Raw genomic sequence first — 18,178 nt, forward strand, 5'->3', positions numbered from 1 at the left:
TCATTACTGCCGGACCTACTTCGCGACGATCACACCCTGTGCCTGCTGATGAAAATCGTCGAAAAACTTATATTCACCCGGCGACAGCGGCGCGATCACCACGAACGAATCCGCGCCCGGCGCGAGCACCTTCTCCTTACGCAACTGGACGCTCTCAAATTCAGCCGCGCCCTTGCCCGTGTTGCGCACCTCGATCTTGATGCGCTGTCCGGCCGGCACCTCGATGCGCGCCGGATTGAGCGTGCCGTCCGCCATTTCAAGCTTGAACGTGGGCAGGTCGGCAGCGTGCGCGGCGCCAACGAGCGAAGTCGTCATGGCAAGGATCGCGATGTTTCGGTTGATTCTCATGGCCCCTTCCAGGCAAATGCCGCGCGTTGATCAGTACCCGCCCTTCTTGCCGATGCCCGCATACGTAAAGTCGTATTCGAGCGTGAACGGCTTGAACCAGGGACCCACGCCGGTTTCCTTGTCGACGTGACGGCCGAAGGCCATGTGACCGGTTTGCATCGGCGGTGCGATAAAGAGCTTGAGGTGGTATTTGCCAGGGCCTTGCAGCTTGACGTTGTCGCCGTAGTGCGGACCGTCGTCGGCGACCATCGCCATCATGTCGCCCTTCTGCGTCTGGGCGGAGCCGGCCTTCGTGAGTTCATAGCTCACCTGCAGATAGGGCATCCAGTCGCCTTCCGCGAAACCAGTGGGGTTGTTCTTGACCGCGTGGATGTCGGCCTCGAGGTGGACGTCCGAATCGGATGCCTTGCGCATCATGCCTTCCGGTTCCATCGTGATCGGCTGCAGATAGACCGCGCCGATTTCCATGCCGCCCTGAATCTGCTGCTTGCCGATCGGATACTCGGCGGCCGTTGCCGTGATGGCTGCCACCGCTGCGACGGCTACCATGCCGCCGCGCACGAATGAAGAAACCCGCATTGAAACTCCTTGTTTTTCAGACTGAAATGCTGAACGCCAGCGTTAAAACCCGTACCCGCTCAGCATTCGATACACTTTCTCATAATTACTAACGCTAATGCGAACTATTCGTATTATTGAGCGAATCTTACCAGTTTTTGGAGTCGAAAACAAATGACGACGCCGGGAAACCCTTTCGCAGCAAGGATTTCATGAGACGTCAAAAGCGGGGATTGTCCTGACACGACCGTCAGGCGAATCCTTACTAGAAGGCTTCGCCTGAGGTCAGAGTCGGGTAGGAAGGACGGAGCTTAGAGGTGGTGTAACTAGCTGGTGCCGGTCAGGTGATCGCCGACATTAGCGCCAAATACCCGTTGACGCAGCAGCGCCAGTTGATCGCGCGTCTGAGCGGCCTTTTCGAATTCGAGGTTCTTGGCGTGCTCCATCATCTGCTTCTCGAGCCGCTTGAGTTCCTTCGACAACTGCTTCTCGGACATGTCCTCAAACTTCGCGCGCTGTTGCTGTTCCTGCAACTCCGCGCGCGCTTCGTCGACGTTATAGACGCCGTCGATGATGTCCTTGATGCGCTTGACCACACCGCGCGGCGTGATGCCCATCTCGAGGTTAAAGGCGATCTGCTTGTTGCGGCGCCGTTCGGTTTCGTCGATGGCGCGGCGCATCGAATCGGTGATGCGGTCCGCGTACAGGATCGCCCGGCCGTTCACGTTCCGCGCGGCCCGGCCGATGGTCTGGATCAGCGAGCGTTCGGCGCGCAGGAAGCCTTCCTTGTCCGCATCGAGAATCGCCACCAGCGACACTTCCGGAATGTCGAGCCCCTCACGTAGCAGGTTGATCCCCACCAGCACGTCGAATGTGCCCAGCCGCAGATCGCGGATGATTTCGACACGCTCGACCGTATCGATGTCGCTGTGCAGGTAACGCACCTTGACGCCGTGGTCCGCCAGGAACTCGGTCAACTGTTCGGCCATGCGCTTGGTCAACACCGTGACCAGCACGCGGTCGCCCGCCTTGACGCGCTCGTTGATTTCGGCGAGCACATCGTCAACCTGGGTACGCGCCGGACGCACCTCGATTTCGGGGTCGACGAGGCCGGTTGGCCGGACCAGCTGCTCGGCCACCTGGCCTGCCGTCTTCTGCTCGTAATCAGCGGGCGTGGCCGACACGAATACCACCTGGCGCATCTTGCGTTCGAACTCGTTGAACTTGAGCGGACGGTTATCGAGCGCGGATGGCAGACGGAAACCGTAGTTGACCAGGTTCTCCTTGCGTGCCTTGTCGCCGTTGTACATACCGTTCAACTGACCGATCAGCACGTGCGATTCGTCGAGCAGCATCAGGGCGTCGCTCGGCAGGTAGTCGACCAGCGTCGGCGGCGGTTCGCCCGGCGCCGCGCCCGAGAAGTGCCGCGAATAGTTTTCGATGCCTTTGCAGAAGCCCAGTTCCTGCAGCATTTCCAGGTCGAAACGGGTGCGCTGCTCGAGACGCTGCGCCTCCACCAGCTTGCCTTCGCTATAGAAAAACTCGAGCCGGTCACGCAGTTCGGCCTTGATCGTTTCCACGGCTCGCATCACGGTCTCGCGCGGCGTCACATAGTGCGACGACGGGTATACCGTGAAGCGTGGAATTTTCTGACGCACACGGCCCGTCAGCGGGTCGAACAGCTGCAGGGTTTCGATCTCGTCGTCGAACAGTTCGACACGCACTGCCATTTCCGCGTGTTCCGCCGGGAAGATGTCGATCGTGTCGCCGCGCACGCGGAACGCGCCGCGCTGGAACTCGGTTTCGTTGCGGTTGTACTGCATGGCGATCAGCCGCGCGATGATGTCGCGTTGACCAATCTTGTCGCCGGTGCGCAGCGTCAGAATCATCTGATGATATTCGGACGGGTTGCCGATACCGTAAATCGCCGACACCGTCGCCACGATCACCACGTCGCGCCGTTCCATCAGACTCTTCGTAGCCGAGAGCCGCATCTGCTCGATATGCTCGTTGATCGACGAGTCTTTCTCGATGAACAGGTCGCGCTGCGGAACGTACGCTTCCGGCTGGTAGTAGTCGTAGTACGAGACGAAGTACTCGACCGCGTTGCGCGGGAAAAACTCGCGGAATTCCGAGTAAAGCTGCGCTGCCAGCGTTTTATTCGGCGCAAAGACAATCGCCGGACGGCCGAGCCGCGCGATGGTGTTCGCCATCGTAAAGGTCTTGCCGGAGCCGGTCACGCCGAGCAGCGTCTGGAACGACAGGCCATCCTCGACGCCTTCGACGAGCGTGTCGATAGCGGTGGGCTGGTCGCCAGCAGGCGGGTACGGCTGATAGAGCTGGAACGGCGAGCCTTCGAACGTCACGAATTTCGACTCGTCGAGAGCGTCGTTGACTTCAGTCAGATGATGTTCGGACATGTGTGCGGCACCGGGGCCTGGGCAAAGGACTATTCTAGCGGTTTGCGGGAGCGCGGGCTGAGCCGGCGACCGAGGGATGACTTGCTTGATTCGCTGGACGCGAGCCGCTTCCGATGCGGTAAAGAAGCGCCCGTATAGCCATGCAAGGTGTAACGTTGCCGCCCTTTTTCAGGGCCGCCGCCGCGGACATCAAGGCGCCGCCGGCTTGTCGAATCTGATGCCAAAGCGCTGTTTTTCAAGCAAATAATCCGGCCCCGTGGACAGGATGGGTCAAAAAACCCGTCAGGATTCGCTACAATGGCATGCTGCGCTCTTCGCTGCCGCCCCTCTTTTTTACTACTGCCGAACCATCATGTCTCTGTTCTCCGCCGTCGAACTTGCTCCCCGCGACCCGATCCTGGGCCTGAACGAAGCTTTCAACGCCGATACGCGTACCACCAAGGTCAACCTGGGTGTGGGCGTGTACTTCAATGAAGAAGGCAAGATTCCGCTGCTGCGCGCCGTGCGCGACGCGGAAAAGGCGCGGGTCGAAGCGGCGCTGCCGCGCGGCTACCTGCCGATCGAAGGCATTGCGGCCTACGACGCGGCCGTCCAGAAGCTGCTGCTCGGCAACGACTCGCCGTTGATCGCCGCGGGCCGCGTGGTCACCGCGCAGGCATTGGGCGGCACGGGCGCATTGAAGATCGGCGCCGACTTCCTGAAGCGCCTGAACCCGGCCGCCAAGGTCGCGATCAGCGATCCGAGTTGGGAAAACCACCGTGCGCTGTTCGAAAGCGCCGGCTTCGAAGTCGTGTCGTATCCGTACTTCGACGCGAAGACCAACGGCGTGAACTTCGAAGGCATGCTGAGCGCGCTGAACGGCTATGAGGCAGGCACGGTCGTCGTGCTGCACGCCTGCTGCCACAACCCGACCGGCGTCGACCTGAGCACGGCCCAATGGCAACAGATCGTCGAAGTCGTCAAGGCGCGCGGCCTGGTGCCGTTCCTCGACATCGCCTATCAGGGCTTCGGCGATAACATCGAATCGGACGCGTCGGCTGTGCGTCTGTTCGCGCTGGCTGAACTGAATGTGTTCGTGTCGTCGTCGTTCTCGAAGTCGTTCTCGCTGTATGGCGAGCGCATCGGCGCACTGTCGATCATCACGGCCAGCAAGGAAGAGGCTTCCCGCGTGCTCTCGCAACTGAAGCGAGTGATCCGCACGAACTACTCGAACCCGCCCACGCACGGCGGCTCGGTGGTCGCAGCCGTTCTCGCTTCGCCGGAACTGCGCGCCACGTGGGAAACGGAACTCGCCGAGATGCGCGACCGTATCCGTGCGATGCGTAACGGTCTGGTGGAACGTCTGAAGGCAAGCGGCGTGGACCGCGACTTTAGCTTCGTGAACGCGCAACGCGGCATGTTCTCGTACTCGGGGCTGACGTCGGCGCAAGTGGACCGTCTGCGTGAAGAATTCGGCATCTATGCGGTGAGCACGGGCCGCATCTGTGTGGCTGCCCTGAATACGCGTAACCTCGATGCTGTCGCCAACGCGATCGCTCACGTTCTGAAGTAATGCTTTGAGGGAGAGCGGCGCGGTTAAGCGCCGCTCTTTCTCCAGTCAGGTTGTATGAACAACGGCGCCCACCCCGGGCGCCGTTTTCATTTGGCCAGCGTTAGCGTTGTTGCCAGGAAACCCCAGCGTTGGCCTAGCGTTTGTCGCGGTGAATGTCGTGCGTGACGAAGCCAGCGTCGTTATCGGGCATTGCGAGCCAGTCGGGGTGTGCCAAAGAGGCCCGGATATCTTCCAGACCGCTTTCCCAATGTTCGCGCATGGTGGAGAGGCCGAACTGAAAATCCTTGAAATGCCCTTCGTACTCCTTCTGACGATAGATCAGATGGACAACGTTGTAGCGCTTCGAGCAGGAGAGTTCATCGGCGACCTTGCACCAGGCGTCCTCGCGATGTTCCGGTGCCACACGGTCGAGCACTTCGCGCAGCACATGCCGGAAGCGCTGCGAGCGTTGCAGCATGTCGGTAACGAGACGCGTGCGGCTCGAATACTGGATGTCCTTCATGCGGCCCTGCACGTCCGTTATATTGTCCGGTACGGGCCCGATGGCACTCCACAGATCCACCTGAAACGCCAGTGTGTCGCGCCGCGGCGTGCTCTGCACGACTTCGTAGAGCGGCGTGTTCGACATCAGGCCGCCGTCCCAATAGTATTCCCCGTCGATTTCCATCGCGCCGAAGCCAGGAGGCAGCGAGCCGGATGCCATGAAGTGCTCCGGCCGCAGTTTCATCCGCGTGTTGTCAAAGTACGCGAAATTGCCGGTACCGACGTTCACTGCTCCCACTGAGACGCGCGTTTCGCCGGAGTTGATCCGGTCGAAATCACACAGTCTCTCGAGCGTCGCCTTCATGGGCGACGTGTCGTAGTAGCTGGCATTTTGCGGCGGCCCGGAGACGGTGGGCATGGGCGGTGGAAAGCGCGGCACAAAGAATCCCTGCTGCCCTTGAACGATCGCACCGGTAGCCTGCGCGGCGGTGAAAGCCTTGCGGACCGTGTCGCCGGAATTGAACAGCAGCTGCTCGAGGAACGGCGGCAACGGCGGCGCAAAAGCCGGTTGACAGATCGTCTCCCAGAATTCGAGCAGCCGCGTCACGCGATGTTCCGGCGCATTGCCGGCAATGATCGCCGTATTGAGCGCGCCGATCGAGATTCCGGCGATCCAGTTTGGGTGAATACCGGTCTCGTGGAGCCCCTGATAAACGCCTGCCTGATAGGCGCCCAGCGCGCCACCGCCTTGCAGCATCAGCGCGATGGTTTCGTACTGAGGTAACTGGATATGCCGGCTGGCGCGAACGCCAGCCGCTGCTCCGGCGTGCTCGCCATCCCCGTCGCCGAGGGTGCCGGCCCGCGCCCGCTTGACATTGCGTTGCGCCATAGCGGCCTCCTTATTGCATGAACCAGCCGTGGCTCACAATGAAGGACTGACCGGTCAAGGCCGCGCTCGGGAAGGTGGAGAGGAACAGCACGGTTTGCGCGACGTCTTCCACCGTGGTGAAGATGCCATCCACCGTGCCGCCGAGCATCACATTGCGAATCACATCTTCTTCGCTGATGCCCAGTTCTTTGGCCTGCTCAGGAATCTGTTTGTCGACCAGCGGCGTGCGCACAAAACCCGGGCAGACGACATGCGAGCGCACGTTGTGCTTCGCGCCTTCCTTGGCCAGCACGCGCGCGAGACCGAGCAAGGCATGCTTGGCTGCGACATACGCCGACTTCAGCGGCGAGGCTTCATGCGAGTGAACCGAGCCCATGTAGATCACGATGCCGCCGCGATCGTCTTTATACATGTGCTTAAGGGCCGCCTTGGTGGTGAGGAACGCACCGTCGACGTGAATAGCCTGCATTTTCTTCCAGTCCGAAAATGCATAGTTCTCGATAGGATTGACGATCTGGATGCCTGCGTTCGAGATCAGGATGTCGATCGAGCCGAATTCAGCGGCGACCTTGTCGATGCCCTGATTGACGGCTTCTTCGCTGGTGACGTCCATGGCGACACCGATGGCCTTGCCGCCGGCCTGTTTGATCTCTTCAGCAACGGCGTTCGCGCCATCCTGATTCAGATCGGCAATCGCGATGGCAGCACCCGCTGCCGACAACGTCAGCGCGATCTGCTTGCCGATTCCGCTCGCCGCGCCCGTAACAACCGCGACCTTGCCATTCAGATTCGTATTCAGTGACGACATCCAGAACCTCCATTGGGTTGATGAGCAATGAAACCACGGCACGCAAGCGGCGTGAAGCTAGCCGGACGGCATAGGCCGTTCGGACGAATGCTGCACTGCGGCCAATTTTGCTATTGTGCATGAAGCCCGGCAAAGGCATCCGGAATTCACGCGCAAATGCATATCTCTTTAAACTGTGCGTTTCGCGTCCGAATCTGCGTCTGAAATCAGCGCCGGATTCCACTGGCAGACCTGGATGCCCGTTGCATCAACTCGCAAGGAGAAATGCATGAACTATCGACGACTCGGCCGTTCCGGCCTGCAAGTCAGTGAACTATCCATCGGTTCCTGGGTGACCTACGGCAACCAGGTGGACACGCACGCAGCGCGCGAATCGCTGGCGGCCGCCCGTGACGCCGGGGTCAACTTCTTCGACAACGCTGAGGTCTACGCCGCCGGCAAGTCCGAAGAAATCATGGGACAGGCGTTGAAGGAACTGGCATGGCCGCGCATCAGCTACGTAGTGTCGACAAAGTTTTTCTGGGGCCTGCAGGAAGCGCCGAATCAATATCACACGCTTAACCGCAAGTATCTGCTGAACGCGATCGACGCGTCTCTTAAGCGGCTGCAACTCGACTACGTGGATCTGGTGTTCTGCCACCGCCCGGACCCGAATACGCCGGTCGAAGAAACTGTCTGGGCGATGAGTGACATGATTGCGCGCGGCAAGGCGCTTTACTGGGGCACGTCCGAATGGAGCGCGGACGAGATCCGGGCGGCCTACGAGATCGCGGAACGGCATCATCTTCATAAACCTGTCATGGAACAGCCACAGTACAACCTGTTCCATCGCAAGCGCGTCGAACAGGAATACGCGCGGCTCTACGAGGACATCGGTCTTGGACTTACAACGTGGAGCCCGCTTGCATCAGGCCTCCTGACCGGCAAGTACCGCGACGGCGTACCGGCCGACAGCCGGGCGCAACTGCAGGGCTACGATTGGCTGCGCAAGCAGGTGACGGATTCGGGCAAAAACGGCGTTGTCGGCAAGCTCGGCAACCTGGCGGACGAACTGGGCTGCACGGTCGGCCAACTCGCAATTGCATGGATTCTGAAGAACCCGCATGTCAGTACGGTGATCACCGGTGCGTCGCGGGTCGAGCAGATCGCCGAGAACATGAAGGCGCAGGACGTGGCGGCGAAAATCACGCCGGAGGTCAAGCTGAAGATCGAAGAGATCGTTGGGGACTCGTACGACTGATCTGGAGGGCGATGTGAGCGGTGGCTGCTGCGGCGAGGGGAATCGGCCACGGGTGCCTTGAGCCCTTGAGCCCTTGATCACCCGGTCACAGGGCCACTGCTGGCCCTTGGCTCGAGGCTCGGCCCGCCCACCGTTCGGATCGCCGCGCCGGCTCGCGTACAATACCCGACCGTACTGCCCGCGCATCTCCGGTCACAACGCGGCGCCCCCGCACTGGCGGACCCGAATGGGTCCGGCCAGAAACGCCAATCGACCGACACGCCCTCTTTCGAGTCTCACCTCATCATGCTTAGTTACCGCCACGCCTTCCACGCAGGCAATCATGCCGACGTCCTGAAGCACGCCGTCGTCGTGCAACTGCTGCGCTATCTCGCCCAGAAGGACAAGGCGTACTGGTACATCGATACGCACGCGGGCGCCGGTGTCTACTCTTTGCAGGAAGGCTACGCTACCAAGACCGGCGAGTTCGAGACCGGCATCGCCAAGCTGTGGGCACGTAAGGACCTGCCGCCCATGCTGGCCGACTATGTGGATGAAGTGGCGGCCCTCAACGCGGATGGCAACCTGCGCTTTTATCCCGGCTCTCCGTATCTCGCATGGCGGCTGATGCGTGAACAGGACCGCATGCGTCTGTTCGAACTGCACACCACGGAAATCGACGTGTTGCAGCACAACTTTCGCGATGCCGGCCGGCGCGCCATGCTCTACGCAGGCGATGGCTTCGAAGGCGTGAAGGCCTTGCTGCCGCCACCGCCTCGCCGGGCGCTGGTGCTGATCGATCCTTCGTTCGAAGACAAGCGAGACTACTCGCGCACGCTGAATTGCGTCGAGGAAGGTCTCAAACGCTTTGCGACCGGTACTTACGCGATCTGGTATCCGCAGGTGACGCGCCTTGAATCGCAGCGCTTTCCGGATCAGCTAAAGCGCTTGCAGGAACGCAACTGGCTGCATGTGTCGCTGACCGTCAGCAATCCGCCTTCGGATGGTTTTGGACTGTTCGGCAGCGGCATGTTCATCGTGAACCCGCCCTACACGCTGGCAAAAACGCTGAAAGAAACCATGCCGTGGCTAGTGCAGACACTAGGCCAGGACAAGGCCGCGCAATTCAAGCTGGAGCATCGCGGCGATTGAAAGATGCGCTGCCTTGCAGCGCATTCAACCCTGCCGCACATATTCGAATCGGCGGGCTCCCGAAGGCCGGTCCGGCGTCTACTGAGATGACTGCGCCGGCCTCACCTGCGATTTCGAATGAGACGATGACGTGCTTCCCCCGGCAGGCAACTGAACATACGGGGCAACGATGATCGGTGTGGACGAGTTCGAGTTGAGCTCGGTGGGCGTCGCGATCGGCTTCGCCTGAACGATGCGCTCGTGCGAAAGCGGTGCAGTCTGCAGCACCGTGCCGCTGTGGCCATCGCTGATACCGCTTTGCGTATCGAGTATCAACGGCTTCCCACCGCTGGACGAATCCGCAAACGCGGCTGGCGCACCGAGCATAAGCAGCGACGTCGCGGTAAATAGCGCGGGGACAACGGCGCCCTGAAAGGCGCGAATCAATCGGACTGGAGCCATGAGCGGACCGGGTTGGTTGCGGGAATGCCGGATTGCGCAAAAAACGCTTTACCTTACCGCGGTGGCAACGTTCAAGCTAGTCGATATTGAACGACGTGTGGACGTGAGCCGGCAGACGGACACTGAGCGGCTAATCAACCGGCTGGCTAACGGCTCTGGCTAACGCAGACTCCAGATACGACAAAGCCCCGTCTATACGGGGCCTTACGCTCTACGGCTGCGACTGCGGTGCCGCGGGTCAAACGGACTTCAGACAGCTTTACAGCGAATAGCCGTTCGTTTCGAGCGAGCGGATGCGTTGTTCGAGCTGGACGATATCCGACGACGATGCGAGGTAAGCCTCACGGCGGCTACGTTCAGCGGTCTCAAACCAGGTGCTCAGCTTTTCAAGAAGGTATGCAAACATGATGTTCTCCAAGGATCAGAAATGAATCCCCGGTGGATTGGACATCAGGGATTTCCCTTATGAAGGGTTAACCCGGATTATAGCCTTCTGGTGCAACCTGGCTAGTGAAATGCCCGAATGACGTGCATTCCGTTTTGGAATGGTGCATCCGAAATTAGGCGCCAAGTGACTGATTTTTATAGACTAAATGGCCTTTCAATGCAGATTTCATGCGATCGGACGCCCAAAACGCACCAATTAGGTGCGAATGTGTGGTCTGGTTGCAACGAGTTGACGTCGAGGTTGCACCTTTCATCGTCAGTCGGCATGACAAGTATGGCTAACGGCCGTCGCGGGATCCGCCAGACCCTCGATGATCGGGCAATCGGGCCGCTCGTCACCATGGCAATGATCGGCCAGGTGCGAAAGCGTGTCGCGCATCTCCGTCAGTTCGGCGATGCGGCGATCGAGATCGGCCACGTGTTCAAGCGCGATCGCCTTGACTTCGGCGCTCGCGCGCGAGCGGTCCTGCCACAAAGCCAGCAGACGGCGGATGTCTTCGACAAGGAAGCCCATACGCCGCGCCTGGCGAATGAAGCGCAGCGAGTGCACTTCCTGCGAACCGTAAACCCGATAGCCGGCCGTGGTGCGAGCCTTTGCCGCCAGCAAACCGACACTTTCGTAGTAGCGAATCATCTTCGCCGTGACGCCCGATGCGCGGGCCGCTTCACCGATGTTCATGACTGTTTCCCTTGTCGACCAGAGTTCGCGCTTCAACTGGCGAGCAGAGTTCACGCTTTGGCGCATGACTCCGCTTCCATGCAAAACACTTACTCTGGTCCGTGCAATTCGCTAGTGATGTCTGCCGATCGTACACCTTCCCACCGTGGGAAGGTCAGTCCTCCAGTTGCGGTCTGGCAGGCATAATTCAACCGTTACACCATTCACGTTTCTCGAGGCAAAGCAGATGACGATCGAATTTCAGGTAGAAGGTATGAGCTGCCAGCACTGTGTGGCGGCAGTCACCAACGCGATTCGCGAGCAAGACGCCACGGCGCAGGTCAAGGTCGATCTGGAGACGGGCCGGGTGGCGGTCGAATCGACCCGACCGGTCAATGCGCTCAAGGCGGCGATCGACGAGGCCGGCTACACGGTCGTCGATACTCACTAAGGAGCGCGCCTATGTTCAAGGTTGCCGTGATCGGCGCGTCGGGCTTGCTAGGCCGCGCACTCGCCGACGAGTTGGCGCAGCAAGCGGACTGGCAGATCGTTCCGACGGCGTTCCGGCATGCCGGGCCGCATCACATCACGCTCGATATCCGTGATGGACAGGCGGTCGAGCAGTTTGTCGAGCGCGAGGCTCCCAATGCGATCGTGATTGCGGCGGCTGAACGCCGTCCCGATGTCTGCGAGCATGACCCGGCGCTGGCCCGTGCATTGAACGTCGACGCTGTGCGTACCTTGGCTGCAATGGCCAGGAAACGCGACGCCTGGGTGCTGTCGATCTCCACGGACTATGTGTTCGACGGCACTCACCCGCCCTACCTCTACGATGCCCAACCGTCTCCGATCAATGCCTATGGCCGCAGCAAGCTCGACGGTGAGCGAGCGCTCACTGAGACGACCGATCTTGGTTGCGTGCTGCGTCTGCCTCTGCTGTATGGGCCGATTGTCGATTGGGCGGAATCGGCAGTAACCAGTCTGGTACCGGCCATTGCCGCATCGGCGAGCTCTTCGCAGAACCCAAAGGCAGCCGTGATGGATGCATGGGCAATCCGTTATCCGACTTTTACGCCCGACGTTGCATTCGTCATCCGTCAGATGCTCGAACGGCATGCGCATGGGGAAACCATTCGCGGCATCGTGCAGTGGTCGGGCAATGAGCCGATGACGAAGTACGAAATTGCGCTACGTCTGGCCGAGGCGCTGCAACTTGAGGCTCAACTCACGCCGCAACGCACGCCGACGGATGCGACGCCGCGCCCGCACAATTGCCATCTGGATTCGAGCCGGCTCGAAGCGCTGGAGATCGGCCGCCGTACGCCGTTCGATACGGCGATCAGGCAGGTATTGGCGAAGTTTCCGTGGCAAGGAAGATGACGGAAGTGCACTCGGCGCAGGTCGGCATTGCGGCTCGTTATTACGAGCTGCAATAAGCCGCCATGGCCCGTTCGGACGGCGCGCCCTGCTCGCCGCCCAAGTCCGCCTGGTAGCGCAAGTTAAATCCGGTAAAGCAGGCAATCAGCAAAAATCCCTGCTGGTGGACTGCAGCCCACCCAGCAGATGCGACATATCTACCAGGTGATGCGCAACGAGGTGCTGCACTTCCCCTTCACGCTGCCAGACGCCGTACACCGCGAGCAGCGATGCCCCCAATACTTCCTTGCGCTGTCTCTCGAGCAGAGCTGGCCACACGATCACATTGACATTGCCCGTCTCGTCTTCGATTGTTACGAAGATCACCCCTTTCGCCGTACCCGGCCGCTGCCGAACCGTAACGATCCCGCAGGCGCGCGCCAGTCGTCCGTTAGGATAACTGCGTAGTGTCGATGCCGGCATTAGCCGGTTGGCCAATAATTGAGGCCGCAGCAATTGAAGCGGATGACGGCCGAGCGTCAACCCCACCGAGCGGTAGTCCGCGACGATCTCATTGCTTTCCGATGGTGCGCCCAGTTCCGGCGTCTCATCCTGCACGGCAGCGATGGCCAGCATGTCCTTGTCGGGCACGGCGGCCACCGAATGCCACAAGGCCTCGCGACGATTGCCTGCGAGCGCAGCCAGCGCATTCGCATCGGCCAGCACGTGCAGATCGTGGCGGTCGAGTTGCGCGCGGCGGGCCAGGTCATGCACGCTCCTGAACGGCCGCACCGCGCGAGAATTCTCAATGCGCTCTGCGGCGTTGTCTTTCATGCCGCGCAATAGCGATAGCCCCAAACGAACCGCAGGGCGCTCTGCATCTTCGATCGTTTCGAGCGTCGAATCCCATCCGCTGACGGTTACATCGACCGGCAACACCTTGACGCCATGCCGTTGCGCATCCTGCACGAGTTGCGACGGCGAGTAGAAGCCCAGTGGTTGACTGTTGAGCAGGCCGGCGAGAAATGCCTCCGGCTCGTGACACTTCAACCAGCTACTCGTGTAGACAAGCAAGGCGAAACCCGCTGCGTGGCTTTCCGGAAATCCATATTCGCCGAAGCCCTTGATCTGTTCGAAGATTGCTTCGGCAAAGCCTGGATCGTAGCCATTTTTTTGCATCCCGGTCATGATGCGATCCTGGTACTTCTCCAACCCGCCCTTGCGCTTCCATGCGGCCATTGCACGGCGCAGTTCATCGGCTTCGCCTGCCGTGAAATCGGCCGCGATCATAGCGACCTGCATGACCTGTTCCTGGAAGATCGGCACGCCCTTAGTGCGTTCCAAGGCTTTCTTCAACTTGTCGCTTGGATAAATTTCAGGTTCCAATCCCTGCCGACGGCGCAAATAGGGATGTACTGCACCACCCTGAATCGGTCCCGGACGCACAATCGCCACCTCAATGACGAGGTCGTAGTATCCTCGTGGCTGCAAACGCGGCAGCATGCTCATCTGTGCACGCGATTCGATCTGGAACACTCCGATGGTGTCAGCGCGGCAAATCATGTCGTATGTCTTTTTATCGCCATCTTCTATGTCCTGCATCTCGAAGCGCTTGCCGCGGCGAGCCGATACAAGATCGAGCGTACGCCGGATCGCCGACAGCATGCCAAGCGCAAGCACGTCGATCTTGAGAAGTTTGAGCGATTCGAGATCATCCTTGTCCCATTCGATCACCCGGCGATCCGCCATTGCCGCATTTTCGACAGGCACAAGGCGCGTGAGCTTGCCACGGCTGATCACGAAACCACCGGAATGCTGCGATAGATGTCTCGGAAAGTTGAGCAGTTGCGACGCGAGTCTCGCCCAGGCCTGAATCAAAGGTTTCTCCGGATCGAGGCCCGTCTCTTCAAAGTGCTTCAACAGATCGTGACTATTGTCGAACCAGTGATGAGATTTCGCGACCGCGTCGACGATCTGCGGATCGATCCCCAGCGCCTTACCCGTCTCACGCAACGCGCCTCGCGGCCGGTAAGTGGAGACGGCCGCAGCAATCGCCGCGCGGTCATGCCCATACTTTTTATAGATGTACTGGATCACCTCCTCGCGTCGCTGATGCTCGAAGTCAACGTCGATATCCGGTGGCTCGCCACGCTCCTTGGAAATGAAACGCTCAAACAGCATGTTGCTGCGTGCCGGATCCACCTCGGTGATATACAAGCAATAACACACGACAGAGTTGGCCGCCGATCCTCGTCCCTGACATAGAATGTTCTGGCTTCGCGCATAGCGAACGATGTCGTAGACCGTCAGAAAATACGGCTCGTATTTCAGGTCCTCGATGAGTGCCAGTTCGCGTTCGATCTGTTGCTCGACCTCATCCGAGATACCGAAAGGAAAACGTCGCTTCGCGCCGACATACGTCTCCTGACGAAGGTACGCGGTAGGCGTGAAACCTTCAGGCACGAATTCATCGGGATATTCGTAATGCAACTCGTCAAGTGAGAATTTGCATCTACCGAGTATGGAGATCGTTTCGCGCAAAGTATGCTCGGGATAAAGATTCGCAATGCGCAGTCGCGAGCGCAAATGCTGCTCGGCGTTAGGCGCGAGATCGTAACCGCACTCATGAACAGGCTTGCCGACGCGGATTGCCGTCATCGTGTCCTGCAATGGTTTGCGCGAGCGTACGTGCATCACGACGTTGCCAAGTGCGACGACTGGTACGTTATGACGATCCGCGACATATTCGATTTCACCTCGATGAATATCGTCCATCGCGCGCTGATGCAGCACGAGACCTACCCACGCACGGCCGGGAAAGGTCTCGTCGAGCCATTCGATTTGAGCTTCCAATGCCTCTTCTTTGGCGGGAAATGCTGGCACCAAAATCGCAAGGCAGTCAGGCACGCCGCGCAAGTGGACGTTTTCGCGATCAGGCCGTGACAGATCGTGCGGCGTGAGCCTATATTCACCCTTCGGCGCACGGGTTCGACCAAGCGTAATCAGCTCCGACAGATTGCCGTAGCCCTCACGATTCTGCGCGAGCAGAATCAGCCCGAACGCAGGCGAACCATCGGCATTGCGCAATTGAAAATAAGAACCGATGACAAGCGGCAGCCCCACCTCTTTCGCCGCTACATGGGCGCGCACAACGCCTGCGAGCGAACATTCGTCGGTGACGGCCAGCCCCTCGTAACCCAGTTGTACTGCGCGCTTGACCAGCTCCTCCGCATGCGACGCGCCATGCAGGAACGTGAAGTTGGAGAAGCAGAACAACTCGGCATACGACGGTAGCGCAGTGAAGGTCGAGTCCATTGCGCGTCATCCGAATAAGCCGTGAAGGAACCAGCGTGGCGCTTCTTCGGCATCACGGCTGCTGATGCGCTCACGATAGATCCAGTAGCAGCTGCGATCCTCGGCTTGCGCAACGAAGTAGTCGCGCGTGACGAGTTCCCCGTCGAACCAGCCGGCTTCGATACGCTCAGCCGGCGACATTGTCCGCAGAGACGAGCCATAAAACGGCCGATGCTGGCGCATCAGCAGACGCATGGGCGTAGCCAGCATCCATGTTGGACGTGGCAGGCTATCGGGAAACGTGCTGCGATTCGCCGTCTGGCTAACCGGCACCCACCGATTCGCGACCTCCGGCCGGTAATCCGCAGTCGGCGCAGGACGCAGCACGTTCTCGTCGCCAAGCCGCGCGATCAGCAATTCAATCAGACGCGCGTGGTCCTCCGGCGAGCCCCCGGGTTCCGGAAACAGGCTGTCTGTATCAGGAGCGGCCGCGTCGACCTTCAATGCATCGAGGCGCAACGCAATGGCAGGCGCCGCGAGCTCCACACGATGCAACCGCTCCTTCACGAGACGCAGCAGGTGGTCTTCATGCCACGTCGGTTCGCCGAGCGCAATTTCGATCAGCGTCGGCGCAAGCGCCTGCCTGCCTCGTTCGTGTTCGATAGACAGCGTGATCGCAGTGACCGCCAATTGCTTCGCGCACAACCATCCGCACAACTGCACGATCATCCTGTGTGCGGCGAACACTGCGCCGTCCGCATGTTCGAGCCGGTCGGGCAATTCGATGCGAGCGGAGAATGTGGGCGGCAATTCGAGCCAGTCGAACAACTCTGGCGCCGTACCGAAAGCACGATCCAGCGAATCCAGCAAATGTTCACCGCAGCGACGCTGCAAACCTGCACGCGGCAAGCGACGCACGTCGCCAATCGTCTCGCTGCCAAGGCCCGAGAACCAGTCGGCGAACGGGCGAATCTCGGGCACCGCGAGCATAGGCAACGGGTGCAGCACGCGCTCGAGTGAGGGCAACTGCACTACTCTGCGCGCACCACCACGTCCCTGTCCGTACTTCGCCAGTAGCCATGCGCCCTGCCCCGTCGGCGCAACACTGATGCGTGCGGTCAAACCAAACGTGTCGAGCATCGACTTAGCCTGCCGGCACAACGACAGCAGGCCGCCGAAAAGCCGTAGACTCGCGCCGACTTCGACGATTACCGTCGCCTCATCTAGCAACGCGACATCAGGCGAAAACCTCAGCAGCGCCATACCGACGTCCCACTGTGCAGCGGCCTCACGTGCAATGTCGCGCTCGTACATTGCGGTTTCCGGCGATAACGTCAGGACTCCACCGCGCTTCATGCCAAGCAGGACACCCGCTTCACGCGCCGCCCTGTCCGCGATCACCACCTTGTCTTTCTCGAGCACGGCACTGCCGTGCGCCGGTTCAGGCGACCACCTCGGCCGGAAGACTTCGAGGGACAACTTCGGCAAGTGAACGGCGAGAAAGACGCGCATGACGGGAAAACAAAACTGGAGTGGGTTGAAGAGAAATCGACAGAGGCTCCGCGCGTATTGGACCTCGTCGTTTCACGATATCGACGATCAGGCCTTCTGCGGCCGGTCGTAAAGCCAGCCGCAGTAACGCCGGCGATGAGTCCTGGGCCGCCGTGAGTGGCCGCACCATGATGAATAGCGTCTCAGATGATTGCGCAGCCAGATGCAGACGCCGCAGCGATGACGACTGCGCGTGTTGTGCCCACAAAATCAGCGCGCCACAGCTGCCGGCACGCAAAATCTGTTCGGCCGACCAAAGGGCATCCGTTGCCTTGGGCGGCTTGATTTGCAGGAGACGATCGAGCGATAACCCGATATACCGGAGTCCCAATCCGTCAGGAATGTGCGGCGGCTGGACCAGCGCAATCGACCGCTCTCCGAGCGAGCTAAGCGCAGGCCGCAAAAGCCGCATTTCACCGACACCGGGCTGCTGAACCAGCAGATCAATTAGCGCGCCAACTGGCCAGCCACCGCCGGGTAACTCCGTCGAAAGTGCTGGATAGCCGGTGTCCACCATGTGGCCACGCCCACGCGCAAGCTGTGAGGCTCGCCAGAGCGACGGGTGAATCTCTTCGGCAATGATGGCGGAGACTGACATGGCGTGTGGGAGAAACCTGTATATATATACAGTATCCTACACGGAAATTTCCTGCCGTGAATTGGCACTTTTAAGGGGATGGCGAGAGTTGCCAAGTGCGAGAATGCTGTTTATTTGGACAGCATTTTGAGGAAATTAGACTGCGTGGTTGGCAACTGGCGAGGAACTTTGTCAGAACGGCCTTTGGTGGGTTCGCGGCCTTATGCGAGGAGCGTCAAGACGGTTGCGGTAATGCTAGGCAATTGCGTGGTTTTGCACGCGTAAACGCAGAAACCCCACCTTTGCGGGGTGGGGTTTCTGATGCTGCTGGGGAGCCTGACGATTACCTACTTTCACACGGGTAATCCGCACTATCATCGGCGTGGAGTCGTTTCACGGTCCTGTTCGGGATGGGAAGGGGTGGT

Annotated in this window: 16 protein-coding genes and 1 rRNA gene; 5 read left to right on the plus strand and 12 right to left on the minus strand. The window is 60.0% G+C overall.

All coding sequences use genetic code 11. The features are described from left to right. Positions 1–15: 15 nt before the first annotated feature. The 3 genes from P3T24_RS16425 to uvrB form a co-directional block, all read right to left on the minus strand. Positions 16–348 (minus strand): cupredoxin domain-containing protein, encoded by a 333-nt coding sequence (locus P3T24_RS16425; RefSeq protein WP_074265266.1) that lies wholly within the window; start codon positions 346–348, stop codon positions 16–18. A gap of 30 nt (positions 349–378) precedes the next feature. Continuing rightward, positions 379–927, minus strand: a complete 549-nt coding sequence (locus P3T24_RS16430; protein WP_429436122.1) for an iron transporter — start codon at positions 925–927, stop codon at positions 379–381. A 305-nt stretch (positions 928–1,232) separates the two neighbouring features. Further along, on the minus strand, positions 1,233–3,326 hold the full coding sequence (uvrB, locus tag P3T24_RS16435; RefSeq protein WP_429436125.1) for an excinuclease ABC subunit UvrB: 2,094 nt from the start codon (positions 3,324–3,326) through the stop codon (positions 1,233–1,235). 352 nt (positions 3,327–3,678) lie between these two features. On the opposite strand from uvrB, the gene P3T24_RS16440 reads away from it, so the two are divergent. Continuing rightward, on the plus strand, positions 3,679–4,878 hold the full coding sequence (locus P3T24_RS16440) for an amino acid aminotransferase (protein ID WP_429436128.1): 1,200 nt from the start codon (positions 3,679–3,681) through the stop codon (positions 4,876–4,878). 133 nt (positions 4,879–5,011) lie between these two features. On the opposite strand, the gene P3T24_RS16445 is transcribed toward P3T24_RS16440, so the two are convergent. Together P3T24_RS16445 and P3T24_RS16450 are read right to left on the minus strand one after the other, a co-directional pair. Beyond that, positions 5,012–6,250, minus strand: a complete 1,239-nt coding sequence (locus P3T24_RS16445; RefSeq protein ID WP_429436131.1) for a patatin-like phospholipase family protein — start codon at positions 6,248–6,250, stop codon at positions 5,012–5,014. Between the two features lie 10 nt (positions 6,251–6,260). Next, on the minus strand, positions 6,261–7,058 hold the full coding sequence (locus P3T24_RS16450; RefSeq protein WP_429436134.1) for a 3-hydroxybutyrate dehydrogenase: 798 nt from the start codon (positions 7,056–7,058) through the stop codon (positions 6,261–6,263). Positions 7,059–7,326: 268 nt separating this feature from the next. Between P3T24_RS16450 and P3T24_RS16455 the strand changes: the two genes are divergently transcribed. Then, a complete protein-coding gene (locus tag P3T24_RS16455) occupies positions 7,327–8,298 on the plus strand; it encodes a potassium channel beta subunit family protein (RefSeq protein ID WP_074265272.1) in 972 nt (323 codons plus the stop codon). A gap of 285 nt (positions 8,299–8,583) precedes the next feature. Continuing rightward, a complete protein-coding gene (locus P3T24_RS16460) occupies positions 8,584–9,429 on the plus strand; it encodes a 23S rRNA (adenine(2030)-N(6))-methyltransferase RlmJ (protein WP_429436136.1) in 846 nt (281 codons plus the stop codon). A gap of 78 nt (positions 9,430–9,507) precedes the next feature. On the opposite strand, the gene P3T24_RS16465 is transcribed toward P3T24_RS16460, so the two are convergent. The 3 genes from P3T24_RS16465 to cueR form a co-directional block, all read right to left on the minus strand. Next, a complete protein-coding gene (locus tag P3T24_RS16465; RefSeq protein WP_074265274.1) occupies positions 9,508–9,870 on the minus strand; it encodes a hypothetical protein in 363 nt (120 codons plus the stop codon). 259 nt (positions 9,871–10,129) lie between these two features. Further along, entirely contained in the window at positions 10,130–10,276 is a 147-nt protein-coding gene (locus P3T24_RS16470) for a DUF3563 family protein (protein ID WP_074265275.1), read from the minus strand. Between the two features lie 297 nt (positions 10,277–10,573). Then, on the minus strand, positions 10,574–10,996 hold the full coding sequence (cueR, locus tag P3T24_RS16475; protein ID WP_074266142.1) for a Cu(I)-responsive transcriptional regulator: 423 nt from the start codon (positions 10,994–10,996) through the stop codon (positions 10,574–10,576). A gap of 226 nt (positions 10,997–11,222) precedes the next feature. Here cueR and P3T24_RS16480 point away from each other — a divergent pair, with 226 nt between their 5' ends. Beyond that, positions 11,223–11,426: a heavy-metal-associated domain-containing protein gene (locus P3T24_RS16480; RefSeq protein WP_429436139.1), complete on the plus strand. Its 204-nt coding sequence runs from the start codon at positions 11,223–11,225 to the stop codon at positions 11,424–11,426. An 11-nt stretch (positions 11,427–11,437) separates the two neighbouring features. After that, a complete protein-coding gene (locus tag P3T24_RS16485) occupies positions 11,438–12,355 on the plus strand; it encodes a dTDP-4-dehydrorhamnose reductase family protein (protein ID WP_429436141.1) in 918 nt (305 codons plus the stop codon). Between the two features lie 141 nt (positions 12,356–12,496). On the opposite strand, the gene P3T24_RS16490 is transcribed toward P3T24_RS16485, so the two are convergent. The 4 genes from P3T24_RS16490 to rrf all read right to left on the minus strand — a co-directional run. Continuing rightward, a complete protein-coding gene (locus P3T24_RS16490) occupies positions 12,497–15,646 on the minus strand; it encodes an error-prone DNA polymerase (RefSeq protein ID WP_429436144.1) in 3,150 nt (1,049 codons plus the stop codon). Between the two features lie 6 nt (positions 15,647–15,652). Next, positions 15,653–17,137 (minus strand): Y-family DNA polymerase, encoded by a 1,485-nt coding sequence (locus P3T24_RS16495; RefSeq protein WP_429436146.1) that lies wholly within the window; start codon positions 17,135–17,137, stop codon positions 15,653–15,655. Further along, positions 17,067–17,774: a translesion DNA synthesis-associated protein ImuA gene (gene imuA, locus P3T24_RS16500; RefSeq protein WP_429436149.1), complete on the minus strand. Its 708-nt coding sequence runs from the start codon at positions 17,772–17,774 to the stop codon at positions 17,067–17,069. Before imuA ends, P3T24_RS16495 begins: the two co-directional genes overlap by 71 nt. A gap of 313 nt (positions 17,775–18,087) precedes the next feature. Continuing rightward, a 5S ribosomal RNA gene (gene rrf, locus P3T24_RS16505) occupies positions 18,088–18,178 on the minus strand; the annotation flags it as partial.

Origin of the sequence: Paraburkholderia sp. GAS33 (genome assembly GCF_050436645.1) — a bacterium.
Classification (GTDB): Bacteria; Pseudomonadota; Gammaproteobacteria; order Burkholderiales; family Burkholderiaceae; genus Paraburkholderia; species Paraburkholderia phenazinium_B.